This window comes from Gemmata algarum (assembly GCF_034097035.1).
GTDB classification, from domain to species: domain Bacteria; phylum Planctomycetota; class Planctomycetia; order Gemmatales; family Gemmataceae; genus Gemmata; species Gemmata algarum.
The window spans coordinates 44,191-57,312 of sequence record NZ_JAXBLV010000176.1 but is presented as its reverse complement, the minus strand read 5'-3'; the positions used below and the strand labels follow the sequence as shown (position 1 = coordinate 57,312).

11 protein-coding genes are annotated in these 13,122 nt (G+C 70.8%); 8 read left to right on the top strand and 3 right to left on the bottom strand.

What is annotated here, in order from left to right:
• Positions 1 to 20: 20 nt before the first annotated feature.
• The 8 genes from R5W23_RS14010 to R5W23_RS13975 all read left to right on the top strand — a co-directional run bounded on the left by R5W23_RS14010 (position 21) and on the right by R5W23_RS13975 (position 9,918).
• Positions 21 to 4,073 (top strand): hypothetical protein, encoded by a 4,053-nt coding sequence (locus R5W23_RS14010; RefSeq protein WP_320686839.1) that lies wholly within the window; start codon positions 21 to 23, stop codon positions 4,071 to 4,073.
• Positions 4,070 to 5,035, top strand: coding sequence for a hypothetical protein (locus tag R5W23_RS14005; protein ID WP_320686838.1), 966 nt, complete (start codon positions 4,070 to 4,072; stop codon positions 5,033 to 5,035). The genes R5W23_RS14010 and R5W23_RS14005 overlap by 4 nt, the downstream gene beginning before the upstream one ends.
• A gap of 92 nt (positions 5,036 to 5,127) precedes the next feature.
• Positions 5,128 to 6,258 (top strand): prenyltransferase, encoded by a 1,131-nt coding sequence (locus tag R5W23_RS14000; protein WP_261185035.1) that lies wholly within the window; start codon positions 5,128 to 5,130, stop codon positions 6,256 to 6,258.
• Positions 6,259 to 6,431: 173 nt separating this feature from the next.
• Positions 6,432 to 6,785: a hypothetical protein gene (locus tag R5W23_RS13995; RefSeq protein WP_320686837.1), complete on the top strand. Its 354-nt coding sequence runs from the start codon at positions 6,432 to 6,434 to the stop codon at positions 6,783 to 6,785.
• A 150-nt stretch (positions 6,786 to 6,935) separates the two neighbouring features.
• Positions 6,936 to 7,163: a FeoA family protein gene (locus R5W23_RS13990; RefSeq protein ID WP_261185039.1), complete on the top strand. Its 228-nt coding sequence runs from the start codon at positions 6,936 to 6,938 to the stop codon at positions 7,161 to 7,163.
• Positions 7,164 to 7,169: 6 nt separating this feature from the next.
• Entirely contained in the window at positions 7,170 to 7,406 is a 237-nt protein-coding gene (locus R5W23_RS13985) for a FeoA family protein (RefSeq protein ID WP_261185040.1), read from the top strand.
• Between the two features lie 58 nt (positions 7,407 to 7,464).
• Positions 7,465 to 9,726: a ferrous iron transport protein B gene (gene feoB / locus R5W23_RS13980; RefSeq protein ID WP_320686836.1), complete on the top strand. Its 2,262-nt coding sequence runs from the start codon at positions 7,465 to 7,467 to the stop codon at positions 9,724 to 9,726.
• 6 nt (positions 9,727 to 9,732) lie between these two features.
• The gene (locus tag R5W23_RS13975; protein ID WP_320686835.1) at positions 9,733 to 9,918 is read left to right on the top strand and encodes a FeoB-associated Cys-rich membrane protein; all 186 of its coding nucleotides are present in this window, start codon (positions 9,733 to 9,735) and stop codon (positions 9,916 to 9,918) included.
• Between the two features lie 91 nt (positions 9,919 to 10,009).
• Here R5W23_RS13975 and R5W23_RS13970 read toward each other — a convergent pair whose 3' ends face one another.
• Genes R5W23_RS13970 through R5W23_RS13960 form a run of 3 tightly spaced genes read right to left on the bottom strand, consistent with a single transcriptional unit; the run spans position 10,010 to position 13,073 of the window.
• Positions 10,010 to 11,722 (bottom strand): hypothetical protein, encoded by a 1,713-nt coding sequence (locus R5W23_RS13970; RefSeq protein WP_320686834.1) that lies wholly within the window; start codon positions 11,720 to 11,722, stop codon positions 10,010 to 10,012.
• A gap of 26 nt (positions 11,723 to 11,748) precedes the next feature.
• Positions 11,749 to 12,504: an anti-sigma factor gene (locus tag R5W23_RS13965; protein ID WP_320686833.1), complete on the bottom strand. Its 756-nt coding sequence runs from the start codon at positions 12,502 to 12,504 to the stop codon at positions 11,749 to 11,751.
• The gene (locus R5W23_RS13960; protein ID WP_261185047.1) at positions 12,498 to 13,073 is read right to left on the bottom strand and encodes an RNA polymerase sigma factor; all 576 of its coding nucleotides are present in this window, start codon (positions 13,071 to 13,073) and stop codon (positions 12,498 to 12,500) included. Before R5W23_RS13960 ends, R5W23_RS13965 begins: the two co-directional genes overlap by 7 nt.
• Between the last annotated feature and the right edge of the window lie 49 nt (positions 13,074 to 13,122).

Genomic DNA, 13,122 nt, shown 5'->3' with positions numbered 1-13,122 from the left:
GCCGTCAAGAAGAGGTCCGCATGGCACTGCTGCTGCGCCCGCCGACGGATCGCGAATCGCTCGCCGACCGGCTCGCCGAACTGGGCCGCACGCGGAAGCGGGTGGCCGTTGCGTCCGGGGTGTTCGCGTTCGTCGCGGTCGCCGTGGGCGGGGCCGCGGGCGCGGGGGTGCTCGACGCGGCGGCTCACCTTTCGCCCGCGGCCCGGGCGTTCGCGCTGGTGGCGGTCCTTGTGGCGGCCGGGGCCGTCTGGGTCCGCGGGCCGGGACGCGCCCGGCGGCTCCGCACCGACGCCCTCGCCGTCTCGCTGGAACTCGAAGACCGGTTCCCCGCGCTCAACGACTCGCTCGCGTCGGCGGTGTCGTTTCTCGGTACCGCCGCCGGGGACGAGCCCCCTCCGGAGCGGCCGGGCGTGTCGAACCGGCTCACCTCGGTCGCGGTCCGCGCCGCCGAGCGGCGTGTGGGCCGGTTGCCGCTCGAGCACCTGGTCCCTTACGGGCCGTGCTGGCGGAACGGGTGGCTCTGCGCCGCCGCGCTGGCCGTCGCGTTCCCGTTAGCGCTGTTCAACCTCGACGCGGCCGGTGTCGCGGCCGTCCGGCTCGCGGACCCGTTCGGCGCGCACCCCTGGCCCACCAAGACGCGGATCGAGCTCCTTTCGCCGGGCGAGTTCCCCGCCCGGATCGCGAAGGGCGAGGCGTTCGAGCTCCGGTTCGCGGTGCGCGGGGCGCTCAACGGCCCCGCGACCGTGTCCGTGCGCGTCCGGGACGGCGGCGAGTTCGAGGAGCAATTCCCGCTCGCCATGAACAACGACCCGAAGGTGGCCGGGGCCGCGGTCGTGACCGTCCGGTTCGATCCCGCCCGCGTGCCGAACACGTTCGAGCTGCGCGTGACCGCCAACGACGGCGCGACCGAGTGGCAAACGGTGGACGTGGTCCCGCCGCCCCGGCTCGTCCCGCTGGACGGTCGGCCGTCGCCGCACCTCGTGCTCACGCCGCCGGCGTACGCGGGGCTCGCCCCGCTCGACATCGACGGCGTCGAGCGGCTCGAAGTGCCGACGGGTACGCTCGTCCGGTTCCGCGCGGCGGCCGACGTGAGGCTGTCCGCCGCGGTGCTCACCTTCGTCGGCGACCGGGGCTCCGTCGCACCCGCCGTTCCGTTCGCCCACCTGGGGCACCTCGACCCCCTGGCCGCGGTCGCCGCACAGGCGCTGGCCGACGAGGTGACCGCCGACATCCCGCTCACGGTCTCCGGGGACGGTGCCCTCATTTCCGCGACGTTCACCCCGCGGCTGTCGGGCTTATATGCGCTGCGGCTGACCGACGACACCGGCCTAACCGGCACACGGACTCTGAAGATCGATCTCACACCGGACCCGGTACCGAAGGTCACGCTGAGCCGGCCGGTCGCGGGCCGTGACCCTCAGTACCTGGCGCCGACCGCGGCGGTGCGGCTCGCCGCGGTGGCCGAGGACCCGCTCTACGGCGCGCGTCGGTTGTTTCTGGAGTACCGCGTCGGCCGCGACGGCTCGGTGCGCACGATTCCGCTTGCGACCGCGGCGCAGGTGCCCGCTGAGGCGCTCGCAGGCGTCGCGGGCGGCCCGGCGGCGGTCAGCGTCCCGCCGGCGGGGGCCGTCGAGGCGGTGACCCGCGTTCCCGTTTCGGCGTTCACGCGCGCGGACGGCTCGCCCGTGCGCGAGGGGGACCTGCTGGTGCTCCGGGCCGCGGCCGACGATTTCGACGACGTGGCCCCGCTCAAAGGGCTCGGCCGCAGCGCCACGGAGGTGGAAATCCGCATCGCCTCACCGGAGGCCATCGACGCGTGGCTCCAGAAGGAACTCGCCGCGCTCCGGCCGGACTTGGTGCGTATCCGCGAGCAGCAGCGCGACGCCCGGCAGAAGGTGGCCGAGGTGACCCCGCTCCCGGGCGGGGTGCTGTCGCCGCTCGACCGCGACCGGTTGGTCGGGGCCGAGCAGGGCCAGCGCCAGGTCGCCGGACGTGTTATAGACCCGGCCCAGGGGCTGCGTGCGCGGGCGGACCTGCTGCGCGAGACCGTGCGCGCGAACGGGCTGCCCCGATCGAACACCACCGACCGCGTCGCGGTTGCTGCCGAGGAACTCGGCCGGACCGCCGATCGCGACCTCGGTGCCGCCCAGCAGAACTTGGCCGACGCGATTCGGACCCTCGGACAACCGCCCGCGCCCGAGCAGGACAAGGAGCTGGCCGACTACCTGAAGCGCGCGGGGCGGAGCCAGAGGAGCATCGAGGACACCGTATCCGCCCTGCTCGACCTGCTCGCCCTGTGGGGCGGGGCCGGCGAGATCCGCGGCGAGGCGCGGGTTCAAAAGGACAACGTCCTGCGGCAACTGAACGCCCTGGAGCAACTCAAGGAGCGGGTGCGGGAGGGCAAGCTGAACCCGACCGACGACGAGAAGCGCGAGCTGGACCGCGCCGGCGTGCGGGCGGACCAGGCGGCGGAGCAGGCCGGGCAGCTCATCGCCCGGGCCGCCCGGCTCGCGGCCGAGAAGGACGGCCAGGCGGCGGGGCTCCGCTCGCAGGCCGCCCTTAAAGACGAAGAGGCCGGGGCCCTGAAACGACAGGCCGGGGCCGCGAGCAGCCCGGTCGAGAAATCGGCCCTGAGCGCGCAGGCCGATGCGGCGTCCGCCGCCGCGGCCGACCTCCGCGCGGCCGCGGACAAGGCCGGGACCGAGGCGCGGGCGCTCCGCACGGGGCTCGACGCCGCGGGCGGGCAGCAACTGCCCGACACCCTCCGCGGCGCGGCCGAGCGGCTCCGCAGGAACCGACAGAACGACGGCGCGGATGCGCTCCGCGACGCCGGCGAGGGGCTCGGTGCCCTGGCCGACGCCCTGGCCGAGAAGGAGGGCGATGCCGCGCCGGAACTCGCCAAGCCCCAGGCGCAGCGGCGGGCCGCCGACCAACTCGACGCCCTCGCCGGGGCGCAGGACCGCCTCCGCAAGCGGGTCGAGGCCGCCAACACCACTCAGGACCCGGTGCAGCGCGCCGAGACCCTCAAGGTGCTGGGGCTGGAACAGGATAAGCTGCTGGAGCGGGGCCGCGAGCTGCTCCAGAAGCTGACGGCCGAGAAGGCCGACGCGGCGGCCCGTGACACGCGCAACGCGCTCGACAAAATGGAAGCGGCCCGCGACGACCTGGAGCGCGGGCAGCCGAACGCCCGCGACCAGCGGGCCGCGGTCGAACAGCTCGACGCCGGCCGGGACCGGCTCGACCGGGCCGCCGCGCAGGGCGGCCAGCAGCTCTCGGACGAGAAGCGGCGCAAGCTCGCCGACCAGGTGAAGTCGCTCGCCGAGCGGCAGAAGGCCGCGGTCGCCGAGGCCCTCCGGGTTCACGGGGAGGTCGCCAAACAAAAGGGCTGGGACCGGCCCCTTCTCACCAGCTACTCCGACATCGACACCGCACGCGAGGCGGAACTGGCCGCAGAGGCCCGCAAACTGGGCGGCAACGAGTTCGCGCCCCTGCCGGTGCTCGCCCGCCTGCTCACCGACGCCGCAGGGGCGATGGACCGGGCCCGCGAAAAGATCAAGGCCCGGTGCGACGACGCGGACCTCGCCGCCGCTTACGACGCGGAGCTGGAGGCGCTCGGGGACCGTAACGTCATGCGCCCGATGGAGCTCGCGCTGCGCCGGCTGGAGCAACTCGCCGACGCGCTGAAGCCCGATGACAAGAAGGAGCCGGCGAAGAGCGGTGCCGCCCCGCAACCGCCGCCGGCCAAGGGGCCGCCGCCCCCGAACGCGGCGGGCGGCGGGGACCAAGAGGTGGTGCCGCCGCTCGCGCAACTCAAGGTGCTGCGGGCGCTTCAAGCGGAGTTGAACGAGCGCACCGCCCGCTTCGCCGCGGACCACCCGGACCCCGAGAAGCTCACGCCCGCCGCGCGCGACGAGTTGAAAGAACTCGAGCAAGCGCAGCGTGAGGTCGCGGACCTGTTCGAGCAGGTCGCCAAAATGTTCGGCTCGAAAGAAAAGGCGAAGGGCGACGAAGACGCGCCCAAAGAGGCTGCGAAAGAAGCGCCCGGAGGCGTGCCGCCACAGGGGAAACCATGAACCGGTTCGCTTGCGTCTCGCTGCTCGTCTCGGCCGTTGGATTGGCCCACGCGCCCGCCCGTGCGGACCGGCCGGTGGCTCCGGCGCCGCGTGAAATACGCCCCGACGGCTCGCGGGACCCGGTTCCGCGGTCGGAACCGGTGAAGGCCGAGAACCCGGCGGTTACCGTCGAGCGCATCATCACGAACTCGAAGAACGTGGGCGACAAGTTGGAGAAGAGCGATACCGGGGCGGACACACGTAAGACGCAGACCAAGATCCTGTCCGACATCGATGCGCTCATCAACCAGCAAGAGAACCCACCGCCTCCGAAACCGGACCAAGACAAGAACGACAAGCAACAAGACAAGAACGACAAGCAACAAGACAAGAACGACAAGCAACAAGACAAGAACGACAAGAGCGATAAACCGCAGGACAAGAAGGAAGGCCAAAAAGACGACACGGGCAGCCCCGACAAAAAGAACGACATGGGCGACATGTCGCCGAAGAGCGACACGCCGATGCCCAAGGACGGCACGGACCAGACGCCGATGCCCAAGGACGGCATGGGAACTGGCCGGAGCGATTCAGCGCCGACGGGAGCGGGCGAGCGCCGGCCGCGGATGGGCGACCCGATGAACGCCCCCAAACAGGAACCTGTGGGGCAGCAGAACAAGCCCGGCAACGACACGAAGGAGGCGGGCCGGGAGCCGAAGGCGTCGAAAGACATCAGCCCCAAGAGCGGCCCGGCGGTCAAACTCCCTGACGGCCCGATGGGCAAAGGGAACGGGAGGAGCGTCCTGCCGTTCGAGGAGGAGGACGCCTCGAAAAACGTGTGGGGGCACCTCCCGGACAAGCTCCGGCGCCAGATGTCGCAGTACTACAAAGAAGAGTTCACCCCGAAATACGCAGAGCTTCTGAGGCTGTATTACTCGTCGCTCGCGGACAAGAGCGCGAAGCCCACCGAACCGAGGAAGTAGGAGCGTCGGGCTGATGTGCGTACCCGTCAGCGTGTCGGCCGGCAACCGCGCGCACCGCCCCCGGAAAGCCCGGTCCAAACGAGTTCGTTACCATGCTTAACCCGTTGCGGTCCGTGTCGCGACGCACCTTTTTGCGGTCCGCCGTGTCCGGCGGGGCAACCGCCGGCCTGCACCTCGTCGGCCTCGCGCAACCCGGCGGGGGGCCGCGTTCCGAGACCGGGGCGGAGTTCATCACCGCCGAAACGCAGGAGGCCATCGACCGCGGGCTCGCGCAGCTCGCCCACGGGCAGGCGTCGGACGGCTCGTTCGGCGGCGGACTGCTGGCGGGCGGGGTCGCGGCCGGGATCACCGGTCTGTGCGGGCTGGCCCTTTTGGGTGCGGGGCAGCAACCGGGGCGCGGGAAGTACGCGAAACACATCAGCCGGGTCGTCGATTACGTGGTGGACCGGACGAAAGGGGCCAGCAGCGGGTTCCTGACCACCGACGATTTCCGGTTCGGGAGCCAGCCGAGCGCGATGTACAGCCACGGGTTCGCGAGCCTGTTCCTCGCGGAGGTGTGCGGGATGCTGCCGGAGGCCGCGCGCCAGAAGAAGGTGCGGGCGGTGCTCGAACGCGCGACCGCGTTCGCGGTGGACGCCCAGAACAAGGAAGGCGGGTGGCGGTACGAGCCGAAGGCGCCGTTCGCGGACGTGTCCGTGACGGTCGCGTTCATGATGGCGCTGCGGGCGGCCCGGAACGCCGGAGTGTTCGTGCGCAAGAGCGTGATCCGGCAGGGCTCGGAGTACATCCGCCGGTGCCAGCTCCCGGACGGCGGGTTCAGCTACTTCAAGGGCCAGGGGGGCAGCGCGTTCGCCCGCACGGCCGCCGCGGTCGTGGGGCTGTACAGCGCCAGCGTGCCCGAGGACGAGGAGGTCAACAGCCGGGCCATCGAACGCGGCTTGCGGTACCTCCAGCAGTACATGCCGAACCGCATGTTCAACCAGCGCGAGCTGCCGGCGGCGCATTACTACTACGGCCAGTATTACGCGGCCCTCGCGATGTGGACCGCCGGCGGCGACTACTGGCGAACGTGGTTCCCGGCGATCCGCGACGAACTGCTCGGGCGGGTGCGCGCCAGCGGCGGCACCTGGGCCGACCACGTTCACGGGCCGGCGTACGCGACCGCCATGAGCCTGATCGTGCTCCAGTTACCGAACAACTACCTGCCGATCCTGCAAAAGTAGGCAGGTGCCGCGCGGCCGGAAGTCGTAACGCCGAAGCCCCGCACTCCGGAGTGCAGGGCTTCGGCGTTACGACTTCCGGCCGCGCGGCACCTAACGAATGGGCCACTCCCCGCACTCGTAGCCATCAGTTACACACTCGGCGACTCTCGAATGTACTACATTCGGAGGTTGGCATGTGGCGCCCCAAGAAAGCGCCACGCCGCGCACTGACCGCAGACGAGCGCCAGGAGTTGTCCGCGGTGCCCCGGGCGCACACGGTACCGGCGGTGCGGGTAGTCTGCGCGACCATGATCCTGGCGGTTGCGAATGGTTCCGAGTATCAGTGTGCGCCCCGGGCCGTCGGAGTGGGGGTGCGATATCCCACCCGGTGGCGCGGTTCAACCGCGGCGGCGTGGTGCGAGGACGAGACCGCACCGCTCCAGACGATCCCGCACGTGAGCACGTACTGGCAACTCGAAGGGCACCCGGCCCGACACCCACGTGAGTACGTGCGGGGTGACATCGCCAAGGTGCTTGCGCTGTTTTGAATCGTGCCCCCACTTCGGGACGGTCGCCCGGCATGGGAACGCCGCCCACGACGCCTCCCGCATTTCCCGCCTTTTCGTTCGCATTCCCTTGACGCGGACCCAAGGGAGTGCGAAGATACCTGAGACAAAATCTCAACAAGCGAGCCGTTGATGTTGTTGCCGCTCGACATGCTGAGCCCCGGCGAGTGGGCCGAGGTCGCCGAGGTGAACGGCCAACCCGAATGGGTCTGTCGCCTCGCCGAACTCGGCATCCGCCAGGGCTGTCGGCTGCAAGTGGTGCAACCCGGCGCGACCTGTCTGCTGAACGTCTCGGGGTGCAAGCTCTGCCTCCGCGGGGACGACAGCGCGCAGATTCTGGTGCGCCCGGTGGCGGGCTGACGCGATATGTCCACACTTGCCGATCTTTCTCCCGGGCAGCGGGCCGAAGTGGTGTCCGTGTCCGGCGACCCCGCCCTGGTCCAGCGCCTCTACGAGTTCGGCCTACTCGAGGGCGAACTCGTAGAGGTGCTCGCCCGCGCCCCGCTCGGCGACCCGATCGAAATCGCTCTGGGCCGTTCCCGCCTCAGCCTCCGCAAGAGCGAGGCCGCCGGCATCGTTATCAAAGCTCCGGGTGAGGGGTGAGGGGCGAGCGTCCGCCGGCTCACTTCGCGCACCACTTCCCCCCGCGCCCCTCACGCTTATGACAACCGCAACGCTCTCCGTGGCCCTGGTCGGGAACCCGAACGCCGGGAAATCGACCTTGTTCAACGCCCTCTCCGGGCTGCGCCAGCGGATCGGGAACTATCCCGGCGTCACGGTCGAAATGAAGAAGGGCGAGTGCCGCGTCGGCGAGGCGACGCTCGCGCTGATAGACCTGCCCGGGACGTACAGCCTCGCGGCCCGCAGTCCTGATGAGATGGTCGCGGTCGACCTGCTGCTCGGGCGGCGCCCCGAAGAGCCCCGCCCGGCGGTCGTCGTCTCCGTGGTGGACGCCACCAACCTGGACCGGCACCTCTACCTCACCAGCCAGCTGCTCGACCTCGGCGTCCCGGTTGTTGTGGCGGTGAACATGATCGACGCGGCCCGGGCGCAGGGGCTGGTGATCGATTACGCCAAGCTCGCGGTGGCCCTGGGCGTCCCGGTGGTGCCGATCCAGGCGAACAGCGGGGCCGGGCTGCCCGAGCTGACGCGAGCGGTCCTCGCGGCGGCGGCGGCCGCCGCCCCGCGCGGGGTCGAGTTCCCGCCGGCGTTCGACGGCGCCGCGCACCAGCTCCAGAAGGAGCTCAGCGACGAGGTGCCGGCGGTGCTGGTGCGCCGGGCGCTGATCGACGTGAACGGGTACACCGAGCAGTGGCTCGCGGGGCGCTACGGCGAGGCGCTGCGGGCGAAGCTCCTCGGGGCGCGCGAGCGGCTGAGCGCGGCCGGGCACGCGGTGCCCGGGGTGGAGGCGCGGGCGCGGTTCGGCTGGGTCCGCGCCGCGGTCGCGGCGGCCGTCACGAAGCCCGCGGTGCGGCCCGTCACCTGGACCGACCGGATCGACGCGGTGCTCACCCACCGGCTCTGGGGCACGGCCGTGTTCCTGGTCGTGATGTTCCTCATGTTCCAGTCGATCTTCCTGTGGGCGAAGCCGCTCATGGAGCTGATCGGGGGCGGCCCGAGCTGGGTCGCGAAGGGCGTCGAGGGCGTCCTGCCCGCCGGGCCGCTCCGCGCGCTGCTCACGGACGGGGTCATCAAGGGCGTCGGCGGCGTGCTGGTGTTCCTCCCGCAGATCATGATCCTGTTCGGGTTCATCGCGGTCCTGGAGGACTGCGGGTACATGGCCCGCGCCGCGTTCCTCATGGACCGCGTCATGAGTCGGTGCGGGCTGAGCGGCAAGTCGTTCATCCCGATGCTGTCGAGCGTGGCGTGCGCGGTCCCCGGGATCATGGCGACGCGGGTGATCGAGAACCGCCGGGACCGGCTCGCGACGATCCTCGTGTCGCCGCTGATGAGCTGCTCCGCGCGGCTCCCGGTGTACATCCTGCTCACCGCGGCGTTCGTCGCCAAACCGGGGGCGCCCGTGTGGCTCCCGGGGGTGGTGCTGTTCGCGATGTACATGGTCGGCTTCACCGTGGCCCCGCTCGTGGCCCTGGCGCTGAAGCGGACGCTGCTCCGCGGCGCCCCGCCGGTGTTCGTGATGGAGCTGCCGTCGTACCGGCGCCCGAAGCTCGCTTCGATCCTGCGGCGGATGGGCGAGGCGGGGTGGTCGTTCGTGACGCGGGCGGGAACGGTCATTCTGGCGGCCATGATCATCGTTTGGGCGCTGCTGTACTTCCCGCACACGAACGCGGCCGGCGAGTCGTACCCGGAACGCATCGAGCGGGCCGAAGGCGCGGCGAAAGAGGGCGCCGACCGGCTCAAGGAGCTGAAGGCCAAGGCGGACGCGACGGAAGAAGAGAACGCGGAGCGGGAGCAGCTCGAGGCCGCGGCGGGGCTGCCGGACAAGCTCAACGGCGAGTGGAAGCGGGACAGCTTCTTGGGGCGGGCCGGGCACCGGATGGAGCCGGTCTTCGAGCCGCTCGGGTGGGACTGGAAGATCGGCGTGGCCGCGATGGCGAGCTTCCCGGCCCGCGAGGTGATCGTCGGGACGTTCGGGCTGCTCTACGACGTGGGCGAGGTCGATACGGGCGCGATCGGCGACGCGGACGCCGACGACGAGGCGAAGGAGAAGGTCGAGGGGCTCACGAAGGCGCTCCAAGAGGATTGGGCGCAGGACCCGGTGCGCGGCAAGTACGGGGTGCCGGTGGCGCTGTCGATCATGGTGTTCTTCGCCCTGTGCGCGCAGTGCGCCGCGACCCTCGCCACCATCAAACGCGAGACCAAAAGCTGGCTGTGGCCGGCGTTCACGTTCGTCTACATGACCGCCCTCGCGTACCTGGGGGCGATGGCCACGTTCCAGGTGGGGCGGTTGATCGTGGGGTGACCGGTCGTGTCCACAACAGTTCAGTTCATCGGCGTCGGGGTCGTGATCGCGTGCGCGGTCGGGTACGTGCTGCGCGCGACCTGGAAGACGTGGTTCGGCGCGCGGCCCGGGTGCGGGTCGGGGTGCGGCAAGTGCGCCGCGCCCGCCCCGGAGCCCGCGGTGAAGGGCCGCACGCCGCTGCCGATGGCGTGAGCTAAGGAGCGGTAAGCGTTCCGCAAAAGCGTTGAGTTGCTCGTTGGGCGGTGTTCTCTGGACGGCCCGCGATTCCGAAGCGCGATGCGGCTCACTCCTTCAACGGTTTCACCGTTTTCACGCGCAGCATCAGCTTTAACCCGGCATCGTCGCCCCGGGTGAGCAGTTCGACCCGCTCAACGGGCTCCAGCGCCAGCGCGAGTTGCCCGAACTGCTCCGCGAGTGACGTTTCCGTACCCGCCCCGGTGCTGCTCAGCAGTTTGGCGAGTTTCGGGCCGTGTGCGGCGAGGTACTCGCGCGCCGAGGCCGCGCGGAATCGCACGAGCGGAACCTCTCCGACCGGCTTCGTGTCGCCGGTCGGCGCCTTAAAACTCTTGATCGCGTCCGGCGAGGTCGCGAGCAGGAGGTATCCGTCTTTCAGCGCAAACGACGGCACGACACCCGGCGGGAGCGCGCCGCCGGACAGCGACTTGATGACCGTGCCGGCACTCGTCTCTTCCTTCAGTTCGAGCTGCTCCTCGTTCTTCGCGTTGTACGCGACCCGCGCCACCTGGAACCCGTACTCCAGCGCCTGATCCAGCGCTTTCGCGGCGTCGGCGCCCTTCGGACCGCCGGTCGCCACCTTCACCGCAGCGACCGCGACCGGCACGGCCGTTCCCGGCGCAGGCGGTTGCACCCACACGCCCCAATCCGGCCCGAGTGCGTCCAGCACCAGAGGCCATTTGTCCTTACCGAAAACGGGGCCGAACGTTTCTCCCAAGGTTTCGCGCACGCCCGGCTTGCCGCTCGTCGGGGCCAGTTGTGCGAGTGCGTCCAACAGGTCGTTTGGCTTCACACACCCGGCCGCGGCGAAGAGCGCATTCGCGGGTACGACATTCCACAGCGCCGACGGCGTTCGCCCCCCGACCAGCCACCCCTTCAAGCCCGCGGGCAACTTCTCGGGCGCGAAGTGCAGCGCCACGCCGAGTTCCGCGTCCTTGCTCAGCGACAGGTACAGGACCGCGGCGTCGGTCGCGGCCCACACCTCGGCGAACTTCGTGAGGAACGCTTTCTCGTCGCCCCGCGCGGCCGCCACCTTCGCCGCGAACTCGGCGTCGAGCGGCCGCGGGTTCACCAGCACCACCGCGGCGGCGTCGGCAACGCCCAGTTTCGTGAGGCGAGCAGACAGCGAAGGCGGCTTGTCCCCTGCCCCCTTGTCGCGCTCGATCACGGCGCGAATCTCGGGCTCGGACTGTGAGAACGCGAACACGGCGCCGCGGGTGCAGTAGAAGTCGGACGCCCCGTCGGGCTTCTGGCGCTCGAAGTAGATCCCCCCGGCGTGTTTGCGCTCCGCAACACCCGTCAGCTCGCCGCTCCTCTTTTGGAGGTCGTTGAGCCGATCGACGGCGGCGGTGAGCGTGTCCATTTTCCGTGGGCGGAGCAGGATCACCGACCGCTCGGCCTTCGGGTCGTTGGGCGGCGGGGGCGTGTACGCGAACACCACCGCATCGCCGACGATCTCGTGAAACAGATCCGTGGGCGTCAGCCCGAGGGTGCCGAGAACGGGTGCGGCCCCGTCGGTAAAGATCTTGAGCCCCGGGCCGTTCAGGAGGTGCTTCCCCAGAGCGGAGGACGGGAGCCACGCCGCGAACGGCGACGCGCGGAGGTCCGTGAGGTGGCCGCGGAGGTTTTGCACCATCACCACGAGCGCGGCGTCGGGCGGGGCGACCCGCAAGGCGTCGTCACGAGGGGCCGGCGGGCCGGCGCGCCCGACCGACCCGAGCACACACACGAGTGTGACGGCGAGAGCGAACTTGGCGGGCATGACGGTGTGCTCGGAGGGGCGGGCGGTCACGACTTCGGTTTCATCGCAGCGACATCACGCAGGAGCCGGTCGAACGCCTTTTGCGCGGTGCCGGTAACCGGTTCCAGCCCGGTGCGGGCGGCGTCGGGCAGTTCCGCAAGAGACTTCCGGGCCGGTTCCAGCACATCGCCCATCGGCTCGACGGGCTGGCCGAGCGCGGTCGCGAACGCTTCAAACAGCTTCGGTGCCGCCGCCACGGACTCGGTGAACGGCTTCGGGGTGTCGCGAAGCGCTTGCCCGGCCTTCGCGACTTCGTCGTTGATGCGGATCGGGTGCGGAACGGTCACGCTCGCGCGCGGCTGCGGCGCCAGTTCCGGTTTCGGTTGCTCGGCCACTTCGTTCGGTACGACTGCCCCCGGCTTCGGAAACCGGTTCGCGACAACGAAGGCCGCGATCAGCACCGCCGCCGCGAGGGCGAACCGGGCGGCGGTTCGGGACACGCGCCGGGAAGGCGCCCGGCGTTGGGGGCGTTCCGCAACCTGGAGGCGGTTCATCACCCGGTCGGCGAAGCCGGCCGGAACCCGCGGCGGCGCACTCGGCACCGCGAACACCGCGAGCAGCACGCGGGCGGCTCGGATCCGTTCGCGGCACGCCGCGCAGGCGCCCGCGTGCGGGTCGGAATCGAGGGCATCGGGGCCGTCGCCGTCGAGCAGCGATTGGACCGCCTCGACGGTGGCGCGGCACTCGGGCGCGACCCGGTCGAAGTCGTGTTCGTCGTCGAAGTCGGGTTCGGGCGTTAGCATTCTTCACCCCGCACAGCGGGTGCCGGTGGCTGCTCTTCGTTGGGCACGAGCCCACGACTGCGGAGCCGGTCCAGGATTTCGAGCCGGGCGCGATGCAGCCACGTCTTGATGGTGCCGACCGGTCGGCCCACCGCCGCCGCGATGAACTCGTAGGGGTGCCCGTGCTCGTGGAACAGGACGAATACCTCGCGGTAGTCGGTGCGGAGGTCGTCGACCGCGGCCCGGAGTTCGGTGGCGAGTTCGGCGGAGTCGTCCGCGGGCCGGCGGTCGGGCGCCTCGTGCAGGTAGTCGGCGAGTTCCGGCCCCCGCGCGCGTTTGCCGATCCAGGTGCGGCACCGGTTCACCGTGATGCCCAGCACCCACGGCCGCAGGGGCCGCCCGCTGTCCCACCGGGCGAGGCTGCGGAACACGCGCACGAACACCTCTTGCGCCACGTCCTCGGAGTCGTGCTCCGAGCCGAGCAGCCGCCGGCAAACCGCCAGAACATCGCCCTGGAACCGCTCGACCAGCTCGCGCGCCGCCGCCGGGCTCCCGGTCAGGCACCGTTGAACGAGCGCGGCGTCGGACACGGCCGGTCCTCTTACTGGTTCCTACCCGCAAACCCAACCGGGGGTTTCA

Excerpts from the sequence above, each read along its gene's own strand:
- R5W23_RS14010 (WP_320686839.1), top strand. The coding sequence starts at position 21 with ATGGCACTGCTGCTGCGCCCGCCGACGGATCGCGAATCGCTCGCCGAC.
- R5W23_RS14005 (WP_320686838.1), top strand. The coding sequence starts at position 4,070 with ATGAACCGGTTCGCTTGCGTCTCGCTGCTCGTCTCGGCCGTTGGATTG.
- R5W23_RS14000 (WP_261185035.1), top strand. The coding sequence starts at position 5,128 with ATGCTTAACCCGTTGCGGTCCGTGTCGCGACGCACCTTTTTGCGGTCC.
- R5W23_RS13995 (WP_320686837.1), top strand. The coding sequence starts at position 6,432 with ATGTGGCGCCCCAAGAAAGCGCCACGCCGCGCACTGACCGCAGACGAG.
- R5W23_RS13990 (WP_261185039.1), top strand. The coding sequence starts at position 6,936 with ATGTTGTTGCCGCTCGACATGCTGAGCCCCGGCGAGTGGGCCGAGGTC.
- R5W23_RS13985 (WP_261185040.1), top strand. The coding sequence starts at position 7,170 with ATGTCCACACTTGCCGATCTTTCTCCCGGGCAGCGGGCCGAAGTGGTG.
- feoB (WP_320686836.1), top strand. The coding sequence starts at position 7,465 with ATGACAACCGCAACGCTCTCCGTGGCCCTGGTCGGGAACCCGAACGCC.
- R5W23_RS13970 (WP_320686834.1), bottom strand. The coding sequence starts at position 11,722 with ATGCCCGCCAAGTTCGCTCTCGCCGTCACACTCGTGTGTGTGCTCGGG.
- R5W23_RS13965 (WP_320686833.1), bottom strand. The coding sequence starts at position 12,504 with ATGCTAACGCCCGAACCCGACTTCGACGACGAACACGACTTCGACCGG.